This window comes from Bradyrhizobium sp. USDA 3240, from assembly GCF_054063295.1.
The window spans coordinates 8270305-8283710 of record NZ_JBSSGD010000002.1 but is presented as its reverse complement, the minus strand read 5'-3'; the positions used below and the strand labels follow the sequence as shown (position 1 = coordinate 8283710).

Sequence of the window (13406 nt, the reverse complement as noted above, 5' to 3'; positions counted from 1 at the left end):
ATCTTCCGGCGAGGCTGAGAGGGTACGGGGCATGCACGGAGCAGTGCAAGGCAGGAGCCTGGCGGCTGCGGCGCTGCTGGCGCTGCTATGGCAAGCACTCGTCGGCGCGGCGCAGGCCGCCGCCGAAAAGCGCGTCGCGCTGGTGATCGGCAATTCCGCCTACCAGAACGTGACGCGGCTCGACAATCCCCGCAACGATGCCGCCCTGATGGCCGAGACGCTGGCAGGCCTCGGCTTCACCTTGGTCGGCGGCCGCGCCCAGCTCGATCTCGACAAGCCGGCGATGGACATCGCCGTCCAGAGCTTCGGCCGGCAGGTGCAGGGCGCTGACGTCGCGCTGTTCTATTATGCAGGCCATGGCGTCCAGGTCTCCGGCGCGAATTACCTGGTCCCGGTCAGCGCCAACGCCACCCGCGAGGCCGACGTCGATTTCCAGATGCTCGACGTGAATCTGGTGCTGAGGCAGATGCAAGGCTCCGGCACACGGCTCAACATGGTGATCCTCGATGCCTGCCGGAACAACCCGTTCGGTGGACGCGGGTTGCGCGCCGCAGACGGCGGCCTGGCACAAATGCGCGCCCCGGAGGGCACCCTGATCTCCTACGCCACGCAGCCCGGCAACGTCGCGCAGGACGGCACCGGCGGCCACAGCCCCTACACCAAGGCACTGGCCGCCACGATCAAGCTCGCCGGCCTCGAAATCTTCCAGACCTTCAACCAGGTCGGACTTGCGGTGAAGCGCGAGACCGGCGGCTCGCAACAGCCCTGGGTCTCGTCGTCGCCGATCGACGGAACGTTCTATTTCGTGCCCCCGGTGGCCGCCGAGCAAAAGGTTGCGGTCGCGCCGCAGCCCGAGCCGCAATTGCCGGGCACGTTGCGGCCCGATCCCGATCGCATCCCGATCAAGGACGTCGCGCTGCTGCGCGAATTGAGCGATCGGCTCTATGAGCACAATTTCGATCCCGAGCCGCTCGACAGCAGGAACGGCATGCGTGCGGCGATCAGCAAATTCCAGGAGAAGGTCGCGATGACGCCGACCGGCGAAGCGACCGAGGGCCTCCTGACGCGGCTGCGCAAGATGGAGGACCTGCAACCCTGGGGGTCGATCGTCTACGGCCCGGATATCGATAAATGGGGCATCTCGTGGAAGCATGCGTCACGACGTGCCGCGGTCGACGACGCGCGCACCAAATGCGGCGGCGCCAAATGCACCCTCGAGCTTTCCTTCTACGGATCGCGCTGCGGCGCGTTCGCGATATCAGCCAAGTCCTGGTCGCTGATCCAGCGCGACACGCTCGATCGCGCCAAGACCGCCGCGCTTGACGAATGCGGCAAGGCCGGGAAATCCTGCCGCATTATCGATGCCGTCTGCGCTGACGGCTCCGGGCACTGAATTGATTGATCACATTGGATAGAGCTGAAAATGAAAAGCATGTTTCGCTCACTGCCTCGCACCGTCCTGTTTTCCGCCCTGCTCCTTTTCGCTCTCGGTCCGACGGCCGCGCTTGCGCAAGCCGGCAGCAGCGGCGGCAGCAGCGGCAATGATGAGAAATCACTGTCCGGCTCGCGCGCCGCGCCGCGCTCCGTCGAACCCGATCGGCCGGTCCGGCGCAGCAAGCCGGAATCGGAGGAGCCTCGCCACACCGCGCGCAGGAGCGGCGGAGGTGGTGGCGGTGGCAGCACCGACGGCGCCTGGGTGGTTACCTCGGTGGGCTGCGGTGGCACCGCCTCCGGCGCGGTCGTGGTCACGAGCGGCAGGATCATCGGCGAAGGCCTCACCGGATCCGTCAGCCCCAATGGCGCGGCGCGGTCCGTGTTGCGCTCGAACGGCGTAACCTCGATCGGTTCGGGCCGTCTGTCCGGCCGCAATGGCTCGGGAACGTTCCGCCGCTCCGACGGCTGCAGCGGGACCTGGACCGCCACAAAACAATAGCGAGGCTCGGACCCTGAATTTGCAAAGCAAGAATTTGGACACGCCCGACCATGCAAACGATGTTTCAACCGAACGCCCGAACGATCCTGTTCTCTGCCCTGCTCTACCTCGCGGGTTCAACGGCCGCGTTCGCGCAGTCCGATAGCAGCGGCGGCAGCATCGGCAATGACGAGAAGTCGCTGTCCGGGACGCGCCAGTCGCCGCGCGCCGTCGCGCCGTCAACGCCGGCGCGAAGCAAGAGCTCGGAGGTGCCGCGCCGCGCCACGCGGAAGACCGGCAGCGAGGGCGGTGGCGGCAGCGGCAATTTCGATGGTGCGTGGGTGGTTGTCGCAGAGGGCTCGCCCTGCGGCTCCAGCACTGAACGACTGGTGATCTCCGGCGGCAGCATTTCAGGAGAGCTGAGCTCCGGGCAAGTCAGCCCCAACGGATCCACGACGGGCAGCGGGTCCGCCGGCGGCTTGAGCTGGACCAGTTCGGGCCGTTTCTCGGGCCGCAGCGGTTCCGGCTCATTCGTGCGATCTGACGGATGCAAGGGCCGCTGGACTGCGTCAAAGCGGTAGTCCACTCCCTGAGCGAGCCAGCATGCGCTCTGCCACCGGCGCGCCGCAATTGCGGTCCGCCGCGAGCCTCAATTAAGCCCTACCCGTTCCGGATTTGCGGCGCATTGCGACCCAACTCTTTACCGAGATTGGCTGCACCAGCGTTTGCGTAAAAAAGAATACCGGGGACGCGTATGTCAAATCGTTCAGCGAAATTCGCTGCGGCGCTTGCCGTCAGCATGTTGGCCGCTGCCAACTTCACAGCCATGGCCCAGACCGCCGCCAGCACGGCGAGCACCACTACGGCGAATGCGAAGACCGCGGATAGCTGTCAGTCCGCGCCGAAGGGAACCGCGCCTGCGGGGAGCCACTGGTTCTACCACCTCGACCGCAGCACCAAGAAGCAGTGCTGGTATCTCGGTGACGCCAAGACCAAGGCCGTCGCCAAGACCGCGGCGACGCAGCAGCAGCCAACGGCCGCCGCGCCGGACATCGCGACCGCCGATACAACGCCGCCACGGAGCCAGCCGGCGCCCCAGCCGGCCATGCGCAAGTCCGTCGCGGACGCGCATGCCGAGTGGCCCTCGCCGCAGCAGGCGGCGACCGCGCCGGCGCCGAGCGCAGATGCCGGTCAGGCCGGCACCGCGGCAACGACCGCCCCGACGGCATCCGCCGCGCCCAGCGGCCCGAACGGCCAGGCATCGGAGGTGAACGCCAGATGGCTGGATGCATCGAGCATGGCCGGAACCAACGGAACCCGGCACCCCGCAGATCAGCCGACCGTGGTCGCGCAGGCCGATGCGACGCCGCAACCGGCAGCCGCACCGGCACCCGCCGCCCCCGTGACGGCCGAGGCGTCCACCGAGAAGTCGTCCTCCTCGACGCAGATGCTGCTGATCGTGATGGTCGGCGCGCTGGCGCTGGCCGGCCTGGTCAGCGCGCTGGTGTTCGGGCTGACCCGCACCCGTACGCCGCCCTATGAGATCAGCGACGAATGGCGTGCGCCCTGGGATTCACTCCACACCGAACCGGCGCCGCCGATGGCAGTGGTCGACCGCGACCGTCCGCTGCGCCTGTCGGAGGCTGCGCCGCGCCGGTCGGAGACACCGGTTCCGCGCCGCGCCGAGACGCCGGTCGCTCGCCGCGAGACGCCGCGCGAGCCGGATCAAACCGAGCAAGACAACAAGCAGATCGCGGCGATGCTGCAGCGGCTGGCGCGCAGCGCGGCGAACTAAAAAGCGCTCAAGAAAGCAGATGAGACATGATGCGATCCCCGGATCGCATTATGGTTCCGGCGGGTTACTTCTCGAGCTGGCGCTGCAGCCCGCGCACGAACTCGGTGAGGCCGGTGCGGCGCTCTCGCTTGAGCCGCTCGGCCTTCAGGATCGACTGCACCTCGGCAAAGGCGTCGTCGACGTTCTGGTTGACGACGATGTAGTCGTATTCCGCCCAGTGGCTCAGCTCATGGGTGGCGCGGTTCATCCGCCCGCGGATGACCTCTTCGGAATCCTGCGCACGGGTGTGCAGCCGCTTCTCAAGATCGGCCGCCGACGGCGGCAGGATGAAGACGCTGACGACGTCGGCGCGCGCCTTCTCGCGCAACTGCTGGGTGCCCTGCCAATCGATGTCGAACAGCACGTCCTCGCCGGCCGCCAGCGCAGCCTCGACCGGCGCGCGCGGCGTGCCGTAGCGGTTGTCGAACACGGTGGCCCATTCCAGCAGTTCGCCCAGCTTGGCCATCGCCTCGAACTTGGTCTTGTCGACGAAGAAATAGTCGCGCCCCTCGACCTCGCCCGGCCGCTTCGGCCGCGTGGTCGCCGACACCGACATTTTCAACCCCGGCATGCGGTCGATCAGCATGCGCGACAGCGTCGTCTTGCCGGCGCCCGAGGGCGACGACAGGACGAACATCAGTCCGCGCCGCTCAACGCCGTCAAAACCCTGCGCCGTCATCGTTCACTCCAGATTCTGGACCTGTTCGCGGAACTGCTCGACCACGTTCTTCATTTCAAGCCCGGTATTGGTCAGCTCGACGTCGTTCGACTTCGAGCAGCAGGTGTTGACCTCGCGATTGAACTCCTGGGCGAGGAAGTCGAGCCGCCGCCCGACCGGTCCGCCCTTGCCGATCATCTCGCGCGCCTGGCCGATGTGGGAGGCGATACGGTCGAGCTCCTCGCGGATATCGGCCTTGGTGGCGATCAGGATCGCCTCCTGGCTCAGCCGGTCGGCATCGAAGCGATCGGAGGTCTCCAGCAGCGCCGCGATCTGCTCGGCAAGCCGCGCCTTGATCGCCTCGGGCTTGCGGCCGGGAGCCGTCTCGGCGCGCCTGGCGAGCCGCTCGATCTCGTCCATCCGCTGCATCAGGATCTGGCCCAGCGCATCGCCCTCGCGGCGGCGCATCTCGACGAGGCTGCCGAGCGCCTGCTCGAACGCCTTCGCCGCCGCCTCGCGTGCCGCCTTGTCCTCGTCCTCATCGCTCGCAGGCTCAACCACCTCGATGACGCCCTTGATGCCGAGCAGCCCGTCGATACTCGGCGCCACCGCGTCGATCCGCTGCGCGAGCTCACCTGCGACCTTCACGACCGCGGCCAGCACATCCTCGTTGATCCGGATGGTCTGCGCCGCATCGGTGCGCTTGACGCTGAGATTGGCGTAGACCGTGCCGCGCGACAGCAACTCGCCGGCCCGCTTCTTGGCGAGGGCTTCCAGTTCGTCCCAGCCCGGCGGCAGCCGCAAGCGCAGGTCAAAGCCCTTGGCGTTGACCGACTTCAGCTCCCACTCGAACGTATAGGGACCGCTCGCGCCATGGCTTCGGGCAAAGCCGGTCATGCTCGATAGCGCCATCGCGTGAAACTCTCCAACAGAAGGATATGGGACTCACCCGGAGACGACGAGACTCGTGGGCAGCCGGTGCGACCTTAGAACGGATTCCGTGAAAGTGGAATTACGTCCCCCCTCGGGAAATGCAGAGCTACGGCAAGGTCCGGGAAAGCGTGAAGCGGATTTCCGAAAGACCATGCTCGAACAAGAAGCTAAAGCGCGTTGATCGCATCGCGCTTTAGCGCTGCACAACCGGCGGCGAAACGGTCTGCTGGGCTGCGCCCTGGCGACCACTGCGCGGCGGCTTCTTCTGATTGGTGGGCTTCGCCGGCGTGGCCGCCGTGGGATTGGTGTCGGCCGCCCCAGGCGCTGCCGCGGCTGGCGCCGGATCATCCGCGGGCTCGACGGTGTCGTTCTGGATCTGCTTTTCCGACGCGCGCAGCTTGGCGACGTTCTTCGCGTGCTGGTCGTAGGTTTCGGTAAAGGCGTGGCCGCCGGTTCCGTCGGCAACGAAGAACAAGTCGCGGGTGCGCGCCGGATTGGCGGTCGCCTCCAGCGAGGCGCGGCCGGGATTGGCGATCGGTCCCGGCGGCAGGCCGTCGATCACATAGGTGTTGTAGGGCGACGGCTGCGTGATCTCGCTACGCTTGATCGGACGCCCCAGCGTTCCCTTGCCGCCCACCAGTCCGTAGATAATGGTCGGGTCGGACTGCAGCTTCATCCTCTGCCGCATGCGGTTGACGAACACGGCGGCGACACGGCTGCGCTCGTCGGCGCGACCGGTTTCTTTCTCGACGATCGAGGCCAGCGTCACCAGTTGGTCCGGCGATTTCAACGGCGAGTCGGTGTTGCGGCGTTCCCAAATCTCGGCGAGCACGCGCTTCTGCGCCTGCTGCAGCCGCTGGATCACCTGGTCGCGTGTGGTGCCGCGCGGGAATTTGTAGGTCTCCGGCAACAGCGTGCCCTCGCGCGGAATCTCGCGCACCGAGCCGGTGAAGATGTCGTTGTCGGTGAGCCGCGTTACGATCTGCTCCGAGGTCAGACCTTCAGGGATCGTGATGGCGTGCTGCACCACCTTGCCGTCGACGATGGTGGCGATGACGTCGCGCAGACTCGCATTCTTCTGGAACGAGTATTCGCCGGGCTTGAGGTCGGAGCTCGCCTTCAGCGCAAACACGCTGCCGATGAAGACCCACGGATTGACGTTGATCACGCCCTCGCGCGACAGCACGTCGGCGATGTCACGCTTGCCGGCACGCGCGGGGATGTTGACGATCTTGTCTTCCTGCAGCGGCCCCGGCGATTCCAGCGTCTGCTTGCCGTAGTAATAGGTGGCCCCGGCACCGATCATCAGGATGATCAGGATGGTGAAGATGGCATTGCCGACGATCACGAAGGGATTGCGGGCGCGATCCGAACGCTTGGGCGGCGGCGGAACCTGTTCGGGCTCCAGCGCCGCACGTGGACTCCTCGGTGAAATGGGCGGCCTCTCACTCATCGATGCAAACCAATATCCTGCCGGTTGAATCGTGGCCGGACAAACCCCTGCCCTGCCAATAGCATACGCCCGCTATTAGGAGTCACCGCGGAATACGGCAAAACGGTGGACTAGTTCTAAAGTCCCGTTCCGATCGCACCTGAACGGGACTTCAGATTCTTATATCGACGCGTTTTCTTCACGCGAACCGGTACCCAGTACCCGCGTCGCTCGAAAACGCTCTAGCGACCTACTAATTGGTCACGCGCTGCACGATCACGGAGGCATTTGTGCCGCCGAAACCGAAGGAATTGGACAGCGCCACGTTCACGTCACGCTTGCGCGACGTGTGCGGCACAAGATCGATCGCCGTCTGCACCGACGGATTGTCGAGATTGATGGTCGGCGGCACCACATTATCGCGAATCGCCAGCACCGCGAAGATCGCCTCGATCGCACCGGCAGCGCCGAGCAGATGTCCGGTCGCGGACTTGGTCGACGACATCGAGACCTTCGAAGCCGCGTTGCCGAGCAGACGCTCGACCGCGCCGAGCTCGATCTCGTCGCCGACCTGCGTCGAGGTGCCGTGCGCGTTGATGTAGTCGAGATCGGATGCGACGAGTCCGGCGCGCTTCAGTGCCATGCTCATGCTGCGGAAGCCGCCATTGCCGTCCGGCGGCGGCGAGGTGATGTGGAAGGCATCGCCCGACAGGCCGTAGCCGGTGACCTCGGCGTAGATCTTCGCGCCACGCTGTTTGGCGTGCTCGTATTCCTCGAGCACCAGAATGCCGGCGCCCTCACCCATCACGAAGCCGTCGCGGTCCTTGTCGTACGGTCGCGATGCCTTTTCCGGTGTGTCGTTGAAGCCGGTGGACAGTGCGCGCGCCGCGCAGAAGCCGGCAATGCCGATGCGGGAGATCGGCGATTCGGCGCCGCCTGCAAGCATCACCTCGGCGTCGCCGAGAGCGATCAGCCGTGCCGCATCACCGACCGCGTGCGCGCCAGTCGAGCACGCCGTGACGACCGCATGATTGGGCCCCTTCAGGCCGTGCTCGATCGAGACGTAGCCGGACGCCAGATTGATCAGGCGGCCCGGAATGAAGAAGGGAGAGATCCGGCGCGGTCCACGCTCCTTCAGCAGCACCGCGGTCTCGGCAATGCCGGTGAGGCCGCCGATGCCGGAGCCGATCATCGTGCCGGTCGCGAACTGGTCCTCATCGGACTTCGGATGCCAGTCGGCATCGTCGAGCGCCTGCCTGGCCGCGCACATCGCATAGAGGATGAAGTCGTCGACCTTGCGCTGGTCCTTCGGCTCCATCCACTGATCGGGATTGAAGGTGCCGTTGGAGCCGTCGCCGCGCGGAATGTAGCAGGCGACCTGGCTCGGCAGGTCGGACACTTCGAAGGTGTCGATCTTCTTGCCGCCGCTGTCGCCGGCGAGGATACGCGCCCAAGTTGCGTCAACGCCGCAGCCGAGCGGAGTAACCATGCCCAGCCCCGTGACGACAACCCGTCTCATTTCAACGTCTCCGGCCAGCAATGCGCGGCTGATAGTAAGAAGCCGGGGGACCGCTTGATCACGGTCCGTCCGGCCCCGTCAACTTCGCGATCGGCGTCAGCTCTTCGCGTTCTTCTCAAGAAACTTGGTCGCGTCGCCCACGGTCAGAATCGTCTCCGCGGCGTCGTCGGGAATCTCGCAACCGAATTCTTCTTCGAAAGCCATCACGAGCTCGACCGTGTCGAGGCTGTCGGCGCCGAGGTCATCGATGAAGCTCGCGCCATCGACCACCTTCTCGGGTTCGACACCAAGGTGCTCGACCACAATCTTCTTAACCCGCTCGCCAATCTCACTCATCGTTCAACCTCGTTGTTCCATTGGACCCGACCCCAAGACGATACGAGCCATCGTGGTCGTCTCGATTACTCAGTCGCGCATAGTCTTGATTCGGCCCGGTCGTAGCCGATTAAAGCCCCGGCGAACGGCAGGCGTCGCCACGCCAATATACAGGGTTTCAAAATCCTGCAATGGCGTTCTTTGCCCATCCATAGGGGGTTCAGCTATCATACTTCCCAAGCCTTGACTACACGCCTGAACTGGCTCCCGAAAACGGCTTTTCGCCGCATTGCGAGAGCCAGCAACCAACTCAAATCATAGCCATCCCGCCGTTGACGTGAATCGTCTGGCCGGTGACGTAGGCGGCCTCGTTCGAGGCCAGATAGACGGCTGCCGCAGCGATATCCTCGGGCGTTCCGAGCCGCGCCGCAGGAACCTTCGCCAGGATGGTTTCGCGCTGCTTGTCGTTGAGCGCATCGGTCATCGGCGTCTTGATGAAGCCCGGTGCGATGCAGTTCGCGGTCACGCCGCGCTTGGCGTATTCGGCGCCCAGCGTCTTGACCAGGCCGATGATGCCGGCCTTTGACGCGGTGTAGTTGCCCTGCCCCGGATTGCCGGTGACGCCGACGATCGAGGTGATCGCAATGATGCGGCCGAAGCGCTTGCGCATCATCAATTTGGTCGCCGCGCGCGCCAGGCGGAATGTCGCGGTCAGGTTGACCGCGATCACGTCGTCCCAATCCTCGTCGCGCAGCTGCACGAACAGGTTGTCGCGGGTGATGCCGGCGTTCGCAATCAGGATGTCGACCTGCCCCATCGCAGCTTCCGCCGCCGGCACCAGCGCCTCGACGTCATCCTTGCTGGAGAGATTGCACGGCAGCACATGAACGCGCTCGCCGAGCTTGGCCGCGAAGCCGTCCAACACCTCGCGCCGCGTCCCCGAAATCGCGACCGTCGCGCCCTGCGCATGCAGCGCCTGCGCGATCGCGCCGCCGATGCCGCCGGTTGCGCCCGTCACGAGCGCCGTCTTGCCAGTCAGATCAAACATCGAATTCTCCTTCCGGCTGCTTCAGGCCGATGCTGCGAGCGCATCCTTGGCCGCAGCGATATCGTTCGGGCCGCCGACGGATACGCCGACCGCGCCATCGGCGATGCGCTTGACGAGACCGGTCAGCACCTTGCCGGCGCCGATCTCGAAGAACCGCGTCACGCCCTGGCCTGCCATATAGGCAACCGACTCGCGCCAGCGAACCGTCCCCGTGACCTGCTCGACCAGGCGGCGGCGGATTTCGTCAGGATCGGTGATGGAGGACGCCAGCACGTTGGACACCAGCGGCGCGGCGGGCGCCTTGATGGTGACGCCGGCCAGCGCTTGCGCCATCGCATCGGCCGCCGGCTGCATCAGCTTGCAGTGGAACGGTGCCGACACCGGCAGCAGCATGGCGCGCTTGGCGCCCTTGGTCTTGGCGATCTCGACCGCGCGATCGACGGCGGTCTTGTCGCCGGAGACCACCACCTGGCCGCCGCCATTGTCGTTGGCGGCCTGGCAGACCTGGCCCTGCGCCGCCTCATTGGCGACCGCGACCGCCGCCTCGTAGTCGAGGCCGAGCAGCGCGGCCATCGCGCCGACGCCGACCGGCACCGCCTTCTGCATCGCAAGCCCGCGGGTGCGTAAGAGCCGCGCGGTGTCGCTGACGGTCAGGCTGCCGGCGGCGGCGAGCGCCGAATACTCGCCGAGCGAGTGCCCGGCAACGAAGGCCGCGTTGCGGCCGACCGAGAAGCCGGCCTCGCTCTCGAGCACGCGCAAGGTGGCGATCGAGACCGCCATCAGGGCGGGCTGGGCATTTTCCGTCAGTTGCAATGTCTCGCCCGGACCATCCCAGATGATCGCGGTCAGCTTCTCGCCGAGCGCGGAATCGACCTCATCGAACACGGCCTTCGCGACTGGAAAGGCGTCGGCCAGGGCCTTGCCCATGCCAACCGCCTGCGAGCCCTGCCCGGGAAACGTGAATGCTGCCGTCATCGGCGCTCCCTACCTTGTTGAGCGTGATCCCCGCGCAAGCGCCGCGCCTGCCGCAGGGGAAAACGGTATCCCGTCGCGCGAAACGCGCCACAGCGGGTCCGGACCAATTCCCTGCAACCAAATCTTGCAACCGGCCTCGGACCGGGCCGTAAGACACTGATGGGGGGCGCGATGTCAAGCCGCGCGCGCGGAACCCTGGGGATGCCGGGGCCGGCCCGGCCTAGAATCCACCGGCATTCTGGTCGGCGTTAACCTCGGCGCCGGCCCGCGCCCGGCGCGCGCTGTTGACCAATTGGCCCGGGCGGTCTTCCCGATTGGGCTTGGCGGTCGCCAGCCCCAGCACGGCGGCATAGCCCGGCTGGACTTCCATCCGGTCGGCGTAGCGGCTTTCGCTCAGGATGCGATGGACACGCGGCAGGTTGTAGCAGGGCACGTAGAACAGCAGATGATGCTCGAGGTGGTAGTTCACGTAGTACGGCGCGATGAACAGCCGCTCGAGCACGTTGGCGCGCGTGGTGCGCGTGTTGCGCAAGGGATCGGCGCTGTCGGGCACGACGGCATGTTCGGCGATGTTGCGGATCCGCGTGATCACCATCATCCAGGTCAGCAACGGCACCAGCCACAACAGCGGATAGGCCCACCACACGCCCGCGGCGGCGAGGCCTGCGAACAGCAACGCGTTGGTGACGCATTGTGGCCCGAGCTTCTGCCAGAAATTGGCGGCGCGCTGCGATAGCGGCCATTCTTTCGGTCCGATCGCATTGAGCAGTTGCGCCTTGCGCTGCTGGTAGCCGGTCTGCCCGGTGATATCGCGGAGGAATTTCCGGCGGTAGCTCATCTTGGTGATTGGAAACGGCGCCGACAGCACCAGATCCGGGTCATCCTCCTGCTGCGTCCGCGCATGGTGCTGCAGATGATAGCGGCGATAGCCGCGGGTTTCCGCAAAGATCGGATAGGCGCAGAACCACTGGCTCAGCGTGAGATTGGTGTTCTCGTTCGCCGAGAGACAGCCATGCGCACCGTCGTGCATCAGGATGGCGAGCCCGAGTTGACGCGAGCCGATGATCGCGACCGCAAGCAGATAGGTCAGCGGATTGGGCCACCACGCAACCAGCGCGATCGCACCAAGGATCAGCGCCCATGCGTGTACGATCAGGGCTGCGCCCTTCCATGTCGTGCGCTCCCGCACAGCCACCAGTTCGTCCTCAGTGAGGAAATCTCGGGCACGCATGCGTAGTGCGGTCATGAGCTGGTCTCCCCGTCGGTCCAGGGTGAATGATCGCGGTCGCCGACCAGGCGCAGCCGCGATCCATCATTGGCCGCAGAAGATGTCGCGGTCGCCTGCTCGCCGAGCGCGCGCAGCAATTCGCGGCACATCTCCTCGGAAGCGCGGCCCATCGCAAAGCCTTCGACTATGACGCCGATCGCAATCGCCCAGAAGCGCCGCGAGCTCTCCTCGGGCGCGCGCAGCGAGCGCCAGCCATGCCGCTCGACCTGGCTCGCATAGGCGCGCGCGCCTTCGCTGTGCAGACGCTCGATGGTGCGCTCGACCAAGGGCGCGAGATCCTGCCGGCGCCGTGTCAAGGTCAGGGCCTCGGCGAAGAAGGCGACCGTGTCGGTCGCGGTCACGGTCTCGGCCAAGGCGTGGGTGTAATCCAGTGGCGTGTGGGCTTTCAAGGCGGCCTGCTCGGTCGCGCGCGCGAGGTAGAGCATGTCGCGGCTGGCGGCTTCGACGAACAGCGCCTCCTTGGTGCGGAAGTAATAGGTGATCTGGCTCGGAAAGGCGTCCGCGGCGGCGGCGATGTCGGAGATCGACGTGCCCGAGAGCCCGCGCTCCTTGAACAGGCGGCTGGCGGCATCGAGCAGCAGCGAGCGCATCTTGCGCCCTGCCGACCGCGTCGCGCGGACCGCGTGCTTCGGATCGGGCGCAGGCATGCCGCTGGCGGTCTCCGAACCCATCGATCGTCCTCCCGTGAGATATTTGTATGACATACAAACAAAGAAATCAACAGGAACCGGCCGAAAGTTGCGCTGGGCGGCCCGCGCGGCTACGACCTCTCGTCACTCTGGGGGCCAAGAACCCTCCGCGGACCCTTGCCTTCGCGGCCAAAATCCGTATAACGCGCCCCATTCGTGGGCTCCGGCCGGGAGCTGAACGGACGGTCTCAGCAAATTCACCCGTTGATTTTGATGTGGCAGGGCCAGTCGGCCCGTCGTCCCGTGCTCCCGCCTTCTGAGCAGCTCGAGTCCTTTCCGAAGGTCTCGAAGGGCTTGTCGCCGGAAACCACGCCAACACAGGAAAGGACAACCATGCCTCTTTATGAGCATGTTTTTCTCGCGCGTCAGGATGCGAGCACCCAGCAGGTGGATGAACTGACGGCCCAGATGACGGGTATCGTCGAACAGGGCGGCGGCAAGGTCACCAAGACCGAGAGCTGGGGCGTGCGCTCCCTCACCTACCGCATGAACAAGAATCGCAAGGCGCATTTCGTGTTGATGAACATCGACGCACCGTCGGCTGTCGTCACCGAGATCGAGCGCCAGGAGCGGATCAGCGAAGACGTCATCCGCTATCTCACCGTGCGCGTCGAAGAGCACGAGGAAGGCCCGTCCGCGATGATGCGCAAGGCCGACCGTGACCGCGAGCGCGATGATCGCGGCGGTGGCTTCCGCGGCGACCGCGAAGGCGGCTTCCGTGGTGATCGCGATGGCGGCGGCTTCCGCGGCGATCGTGGCCCGCGCCGTCCGCGCGAAGAAGAAGCTGCGACCGAGGAGTAATG

The 13406-nt window shown here is 65.9% G+C and carries 14 protein-coding genes; 4 read left to right on the top strand and 10 right to left on the bottom strand.

The genetic code is table 11. The features are described from left to right. The first annotated feature begins 31 nt into the window (after positions 1-31). Both ACVIGA_RS39500 and ACVIGA_RS39495 read left to right on the top strand, forming a co-directional pair. The gene (locus ACVIGA_RS39500; RefSeq protein ID WP_456670293.1) at positions 32-1393 is read left to right on the top strand and encodes a caspase family protein; all 1362 of its coding nucleotides are present in this window, start codon (positions 32-34) and stop codon (positions 1391-1393) included. A 30-nt stretch (positions 1394-1423) separates the two neighbouring features. Further along, positions 1424-1933, top strand: a complete 510-nt coding sequence (locus ACVIGA_RS39495; RefSeq protein WP_456670292.1) for a hypothetical protein — start codon at positions 1424-1426, stop codon at positions 1931-1933. 103 nt (positions 1934-2036) lie between these two features. Here the strand turns inward: ACVIGA_RS39495 and ACVIGA_RS39490 are convergent, their stop codons facing one another. Then, complete coding sequence (locus ACVIGA_RS39490; RefSeq protein WP_456670291.1) at positions 2037-2498, bottom strand: hypothetical protein; 462 nt, start codon at positions 2496-2498, stop codon at positions 2037-2039. 168 nt (positions 2499-2666) lie between these two features. Here ACVIGA_RS39490 and ACVIGA_RS39485 point away from each other — a divergent pair, with 168 nt between their 5' ends. After that, complete coding sequence (locus tag ACVIGA_RS39485; RefSeq protein ID WP_456670290.1) at positions 2667-3707, top strand: hypothetical protein; 1041 nt, start codon at positions 2667-2669, stop codon at positions 3705-3707. Between the two features lie 64 nt (positions 3708-3771). Here ACVIGA_RS39485 and gmk read toward each other — a convergent pair whose 3' ends face one another. The 9 genes from gmk to ACVIGA_RS39440 form a co-directional block, all read right to left on the bottom strand. Continuing rightward, positions 3772-4425, bottom strand: a complete 654-nt coding sequence (gene gmk, locus ACVIGA_RS39480) for a guanylate kinase (protein ID WP_456670289.1) — start codon at positions 4423-4425, stop codon at positions 3772-3774. 3 nt (positions 4426-4428) lie between these two features. Beyond that, positions 4429-5316 (bottom strand): YicC/YloC family endoribonuclease, encoded by an 888-nt coding sequence (locus tag ACVIGA_RS39475; RefSeq protein ID WP_456670288.1) that lies wholly within the window; start codon positions 5314-5316, stop codon positions 4429-4431. A 214-nt stretch (positions 5317-5530) separates the two neighbouring features. Continuing rightward, complete coding sequence (gene mltG, locus ACVIGA_RS39470) at positions 5531-6790, bottom strand: endolytic transglycosylase MltG (protein ID WP_456670287.1); 1260 nt, start codon at positions 6788-6790, stop codon at positions 5531-5533. 232 nt (positions 6791-7022) lie between these two features. Next, positions 7023-8288, bottom strand: a complete 1266-nt coding sequence (fabF, locus tag ACVIGA_RS39465) for a beta-ketoacyl-ACP synthase II (RefSeq protein ID WP_223968036.1) — start codon at positions 8286-8288, stop codon at positions 7023-7025. A gap of 96 nt (positions 8289-8384) precedes the next feature. Beyond that, positions 8385-8624, bottom strand: a complete 240-nt coding sequence (locus ACVIGA_RS39460) for an acyl carrier protein (protein WP_011441358.1) — start codon at positions 8622-8624, stop codon at positions 8385-8387. A gap of 289 nt (positions 8625-8913) precedes the next feature. After that, positions 8914-9651 (bottom strand): 3-oxoacyl-[acyl-carrier-protein] reductase, encoded by a 738-nt coding sequence (gene fabG / locus ACVIGA_RS39455; protein WP_456670286.1) that lies wholly within the window; start codon positions 9649-9651, stop codon positions 8914-8916. A 21-nt stretch (positions 9652-9672) separates the two neighbouring features. Beyond that, positions 9673-10626 carry an ACP S-malonyltransferase gene (fabD, locus tag ACVIGA_RS39450; RefSeq protein ID WP_456670285.1) on the bottom strand — a complete coding sequence of 318 codons (954 nt, stop codon included), beginning with the start codon at positions 10624-10626 and terminating at the stop codon, positions 9673-9675. Between the two features lie 220 nt (positions 10627-10846). Beyond that, positions 10847-11872 carry a fatty acid desaturase family protein gene (locus ACVIGA_RS39445; protein ID WP_456670284.1) on the bottom strand — a complete coding sequence of 342 codons (1026 nt, stop codon included), beginning with the start codon at positions 11870-11872 and terminating at the stop codon, positions 10847-10849. Further along, positions 11869-12585, bottom strand: a complete 717-nt coding sequence (locus ACVIGA_RS39440) for a TetR/AcrR family transcriptional regulator C-terminal domain-containing protein (RefSeq protein ID WP_456670283.1) — start codon at positions 12583-12585, stop codon at positions 11869-11871. The genes ACVIGA_RS39445 and ACVIGA_RS39440 overlap by 4 nt, the downstream gene beginning before the upstream one ends. 351 nt (positions 12586-12936) lie before the next feature. Between ACVIGA_RS39440 and rpsF the strand changes: the two genes are divergently transcribed. Then, positions 12937-13404: a 30S ribosomal protein S6 gene (gene rpsF, locus ACVIGA_RS39435; RefSeq protein WP_092113431.1), complete on the top strand. Its 468-nt coding sequence runs from the start codon at positions 12937-12939 to the stop codon at positions 13402-13404. Positions 13405-13406: the final 2 nt, after the last annotated feature.

What these genes read in the sequence shown, in the direction of transcription:
- ACVIGA_RS39500 (WP_456670293.1), top strand. Translation starts at nt 32, where the DNA reads ATGCACGGAGCAGTGCAAGGCAGGAGCCTGGCGGCTGCGGCGCTGCTG.
- ACVIGA_RS39495 (WP_456670292.1), top strand. Translation starts at nt 1,424, where the DNA reads ATGAAAAGCATGTTTCGCTCACTGCCTCGCACCGTCCTGTTTTCCGCC.
- ACVIGA_RS39485 (WP_456670290.1), top strand. Translation starts at nt 2,667, where the DNA reads ATGTCAAATCGTTCAGCGAAATTCGCTGCGGCGCTTGCCGTCAGCATG.
- gmk (WP_456670289.1), bottom strand. Translation starts at nt 4,425, where the DNA reads ATGACGGCGCAGGGTTTTGACGGCGTTGAGCGGCGCGGACTGATGTTC.
- ACVIGA_RS39475 (WP_456670288.1), bottom strand. Translation starts at nt 5,316, where the DNA reads ATGGCGCTATCGAGCATGACCGGCTTTGCCCGAAGCCATGGCGCGAGC.
- mltG (WP_456670287.1), bottom strand. Translation starts at nt 6,790, where the DNA reads ATGAGTGAGAGGCCGCCCATTTCACCGAGGAGTCCACGTGCGGCGCTG.
- fabF (WP_223968036.1), bottom strand. Translation starts at nt 8,288, where the DNA reads ATGAGACGGGTTGTCGTCACGGGGCTGGGCATGGTTACTCCGCTCGGC.
- ACVIGA_RS39460 (WP_011441358.1), bottom strand. Translation starts at nt 8,624, where the DNA reads ATGAGTGAGATTGGCGAGCGGGTTAAGAAGATTGTGGTCGAGCACCTT.
- fabG (WP_456670286.1), bottom strand. Translation starts at nt 9,651, where the DNA reads ATGTTTGATCTGACTGGCAAGACGGCGCTCGTGACGGGCGCAACCGGC.
- fabD (WP_456670285.1), bottom strand. Translation starts at nt 10,626, where the DNA reads ATGACGGCAGCATTCACGTTTCCCGGGCAGGGCTCGCAGGCGGTTGGC.
- ACVIGA_RS39445 (WP_456670284.1), bottom strand. Translation starts at nt 11,872, where the DNA reads ATGACCGCACTACGCATGCGTGCCCGAGATTTCCTCACTGAGGACGAA.
- ACVIGA_RS39440 (WP_456670283.1), bottom strand. Translation starts at nt 12,585, where the DNA reads ATGGGTTCGGAGACCGCCAGCGGCATGCCTGCGCCCGATCCGAAGCAC.
- rpsF (WP_092113431.1), top strand. Translation starts at nt 12,937, where the DNA reads ATGCCTCTTTATGAGCATGTTTTTCTCGCGCGTCAGGATGCGAGCACC.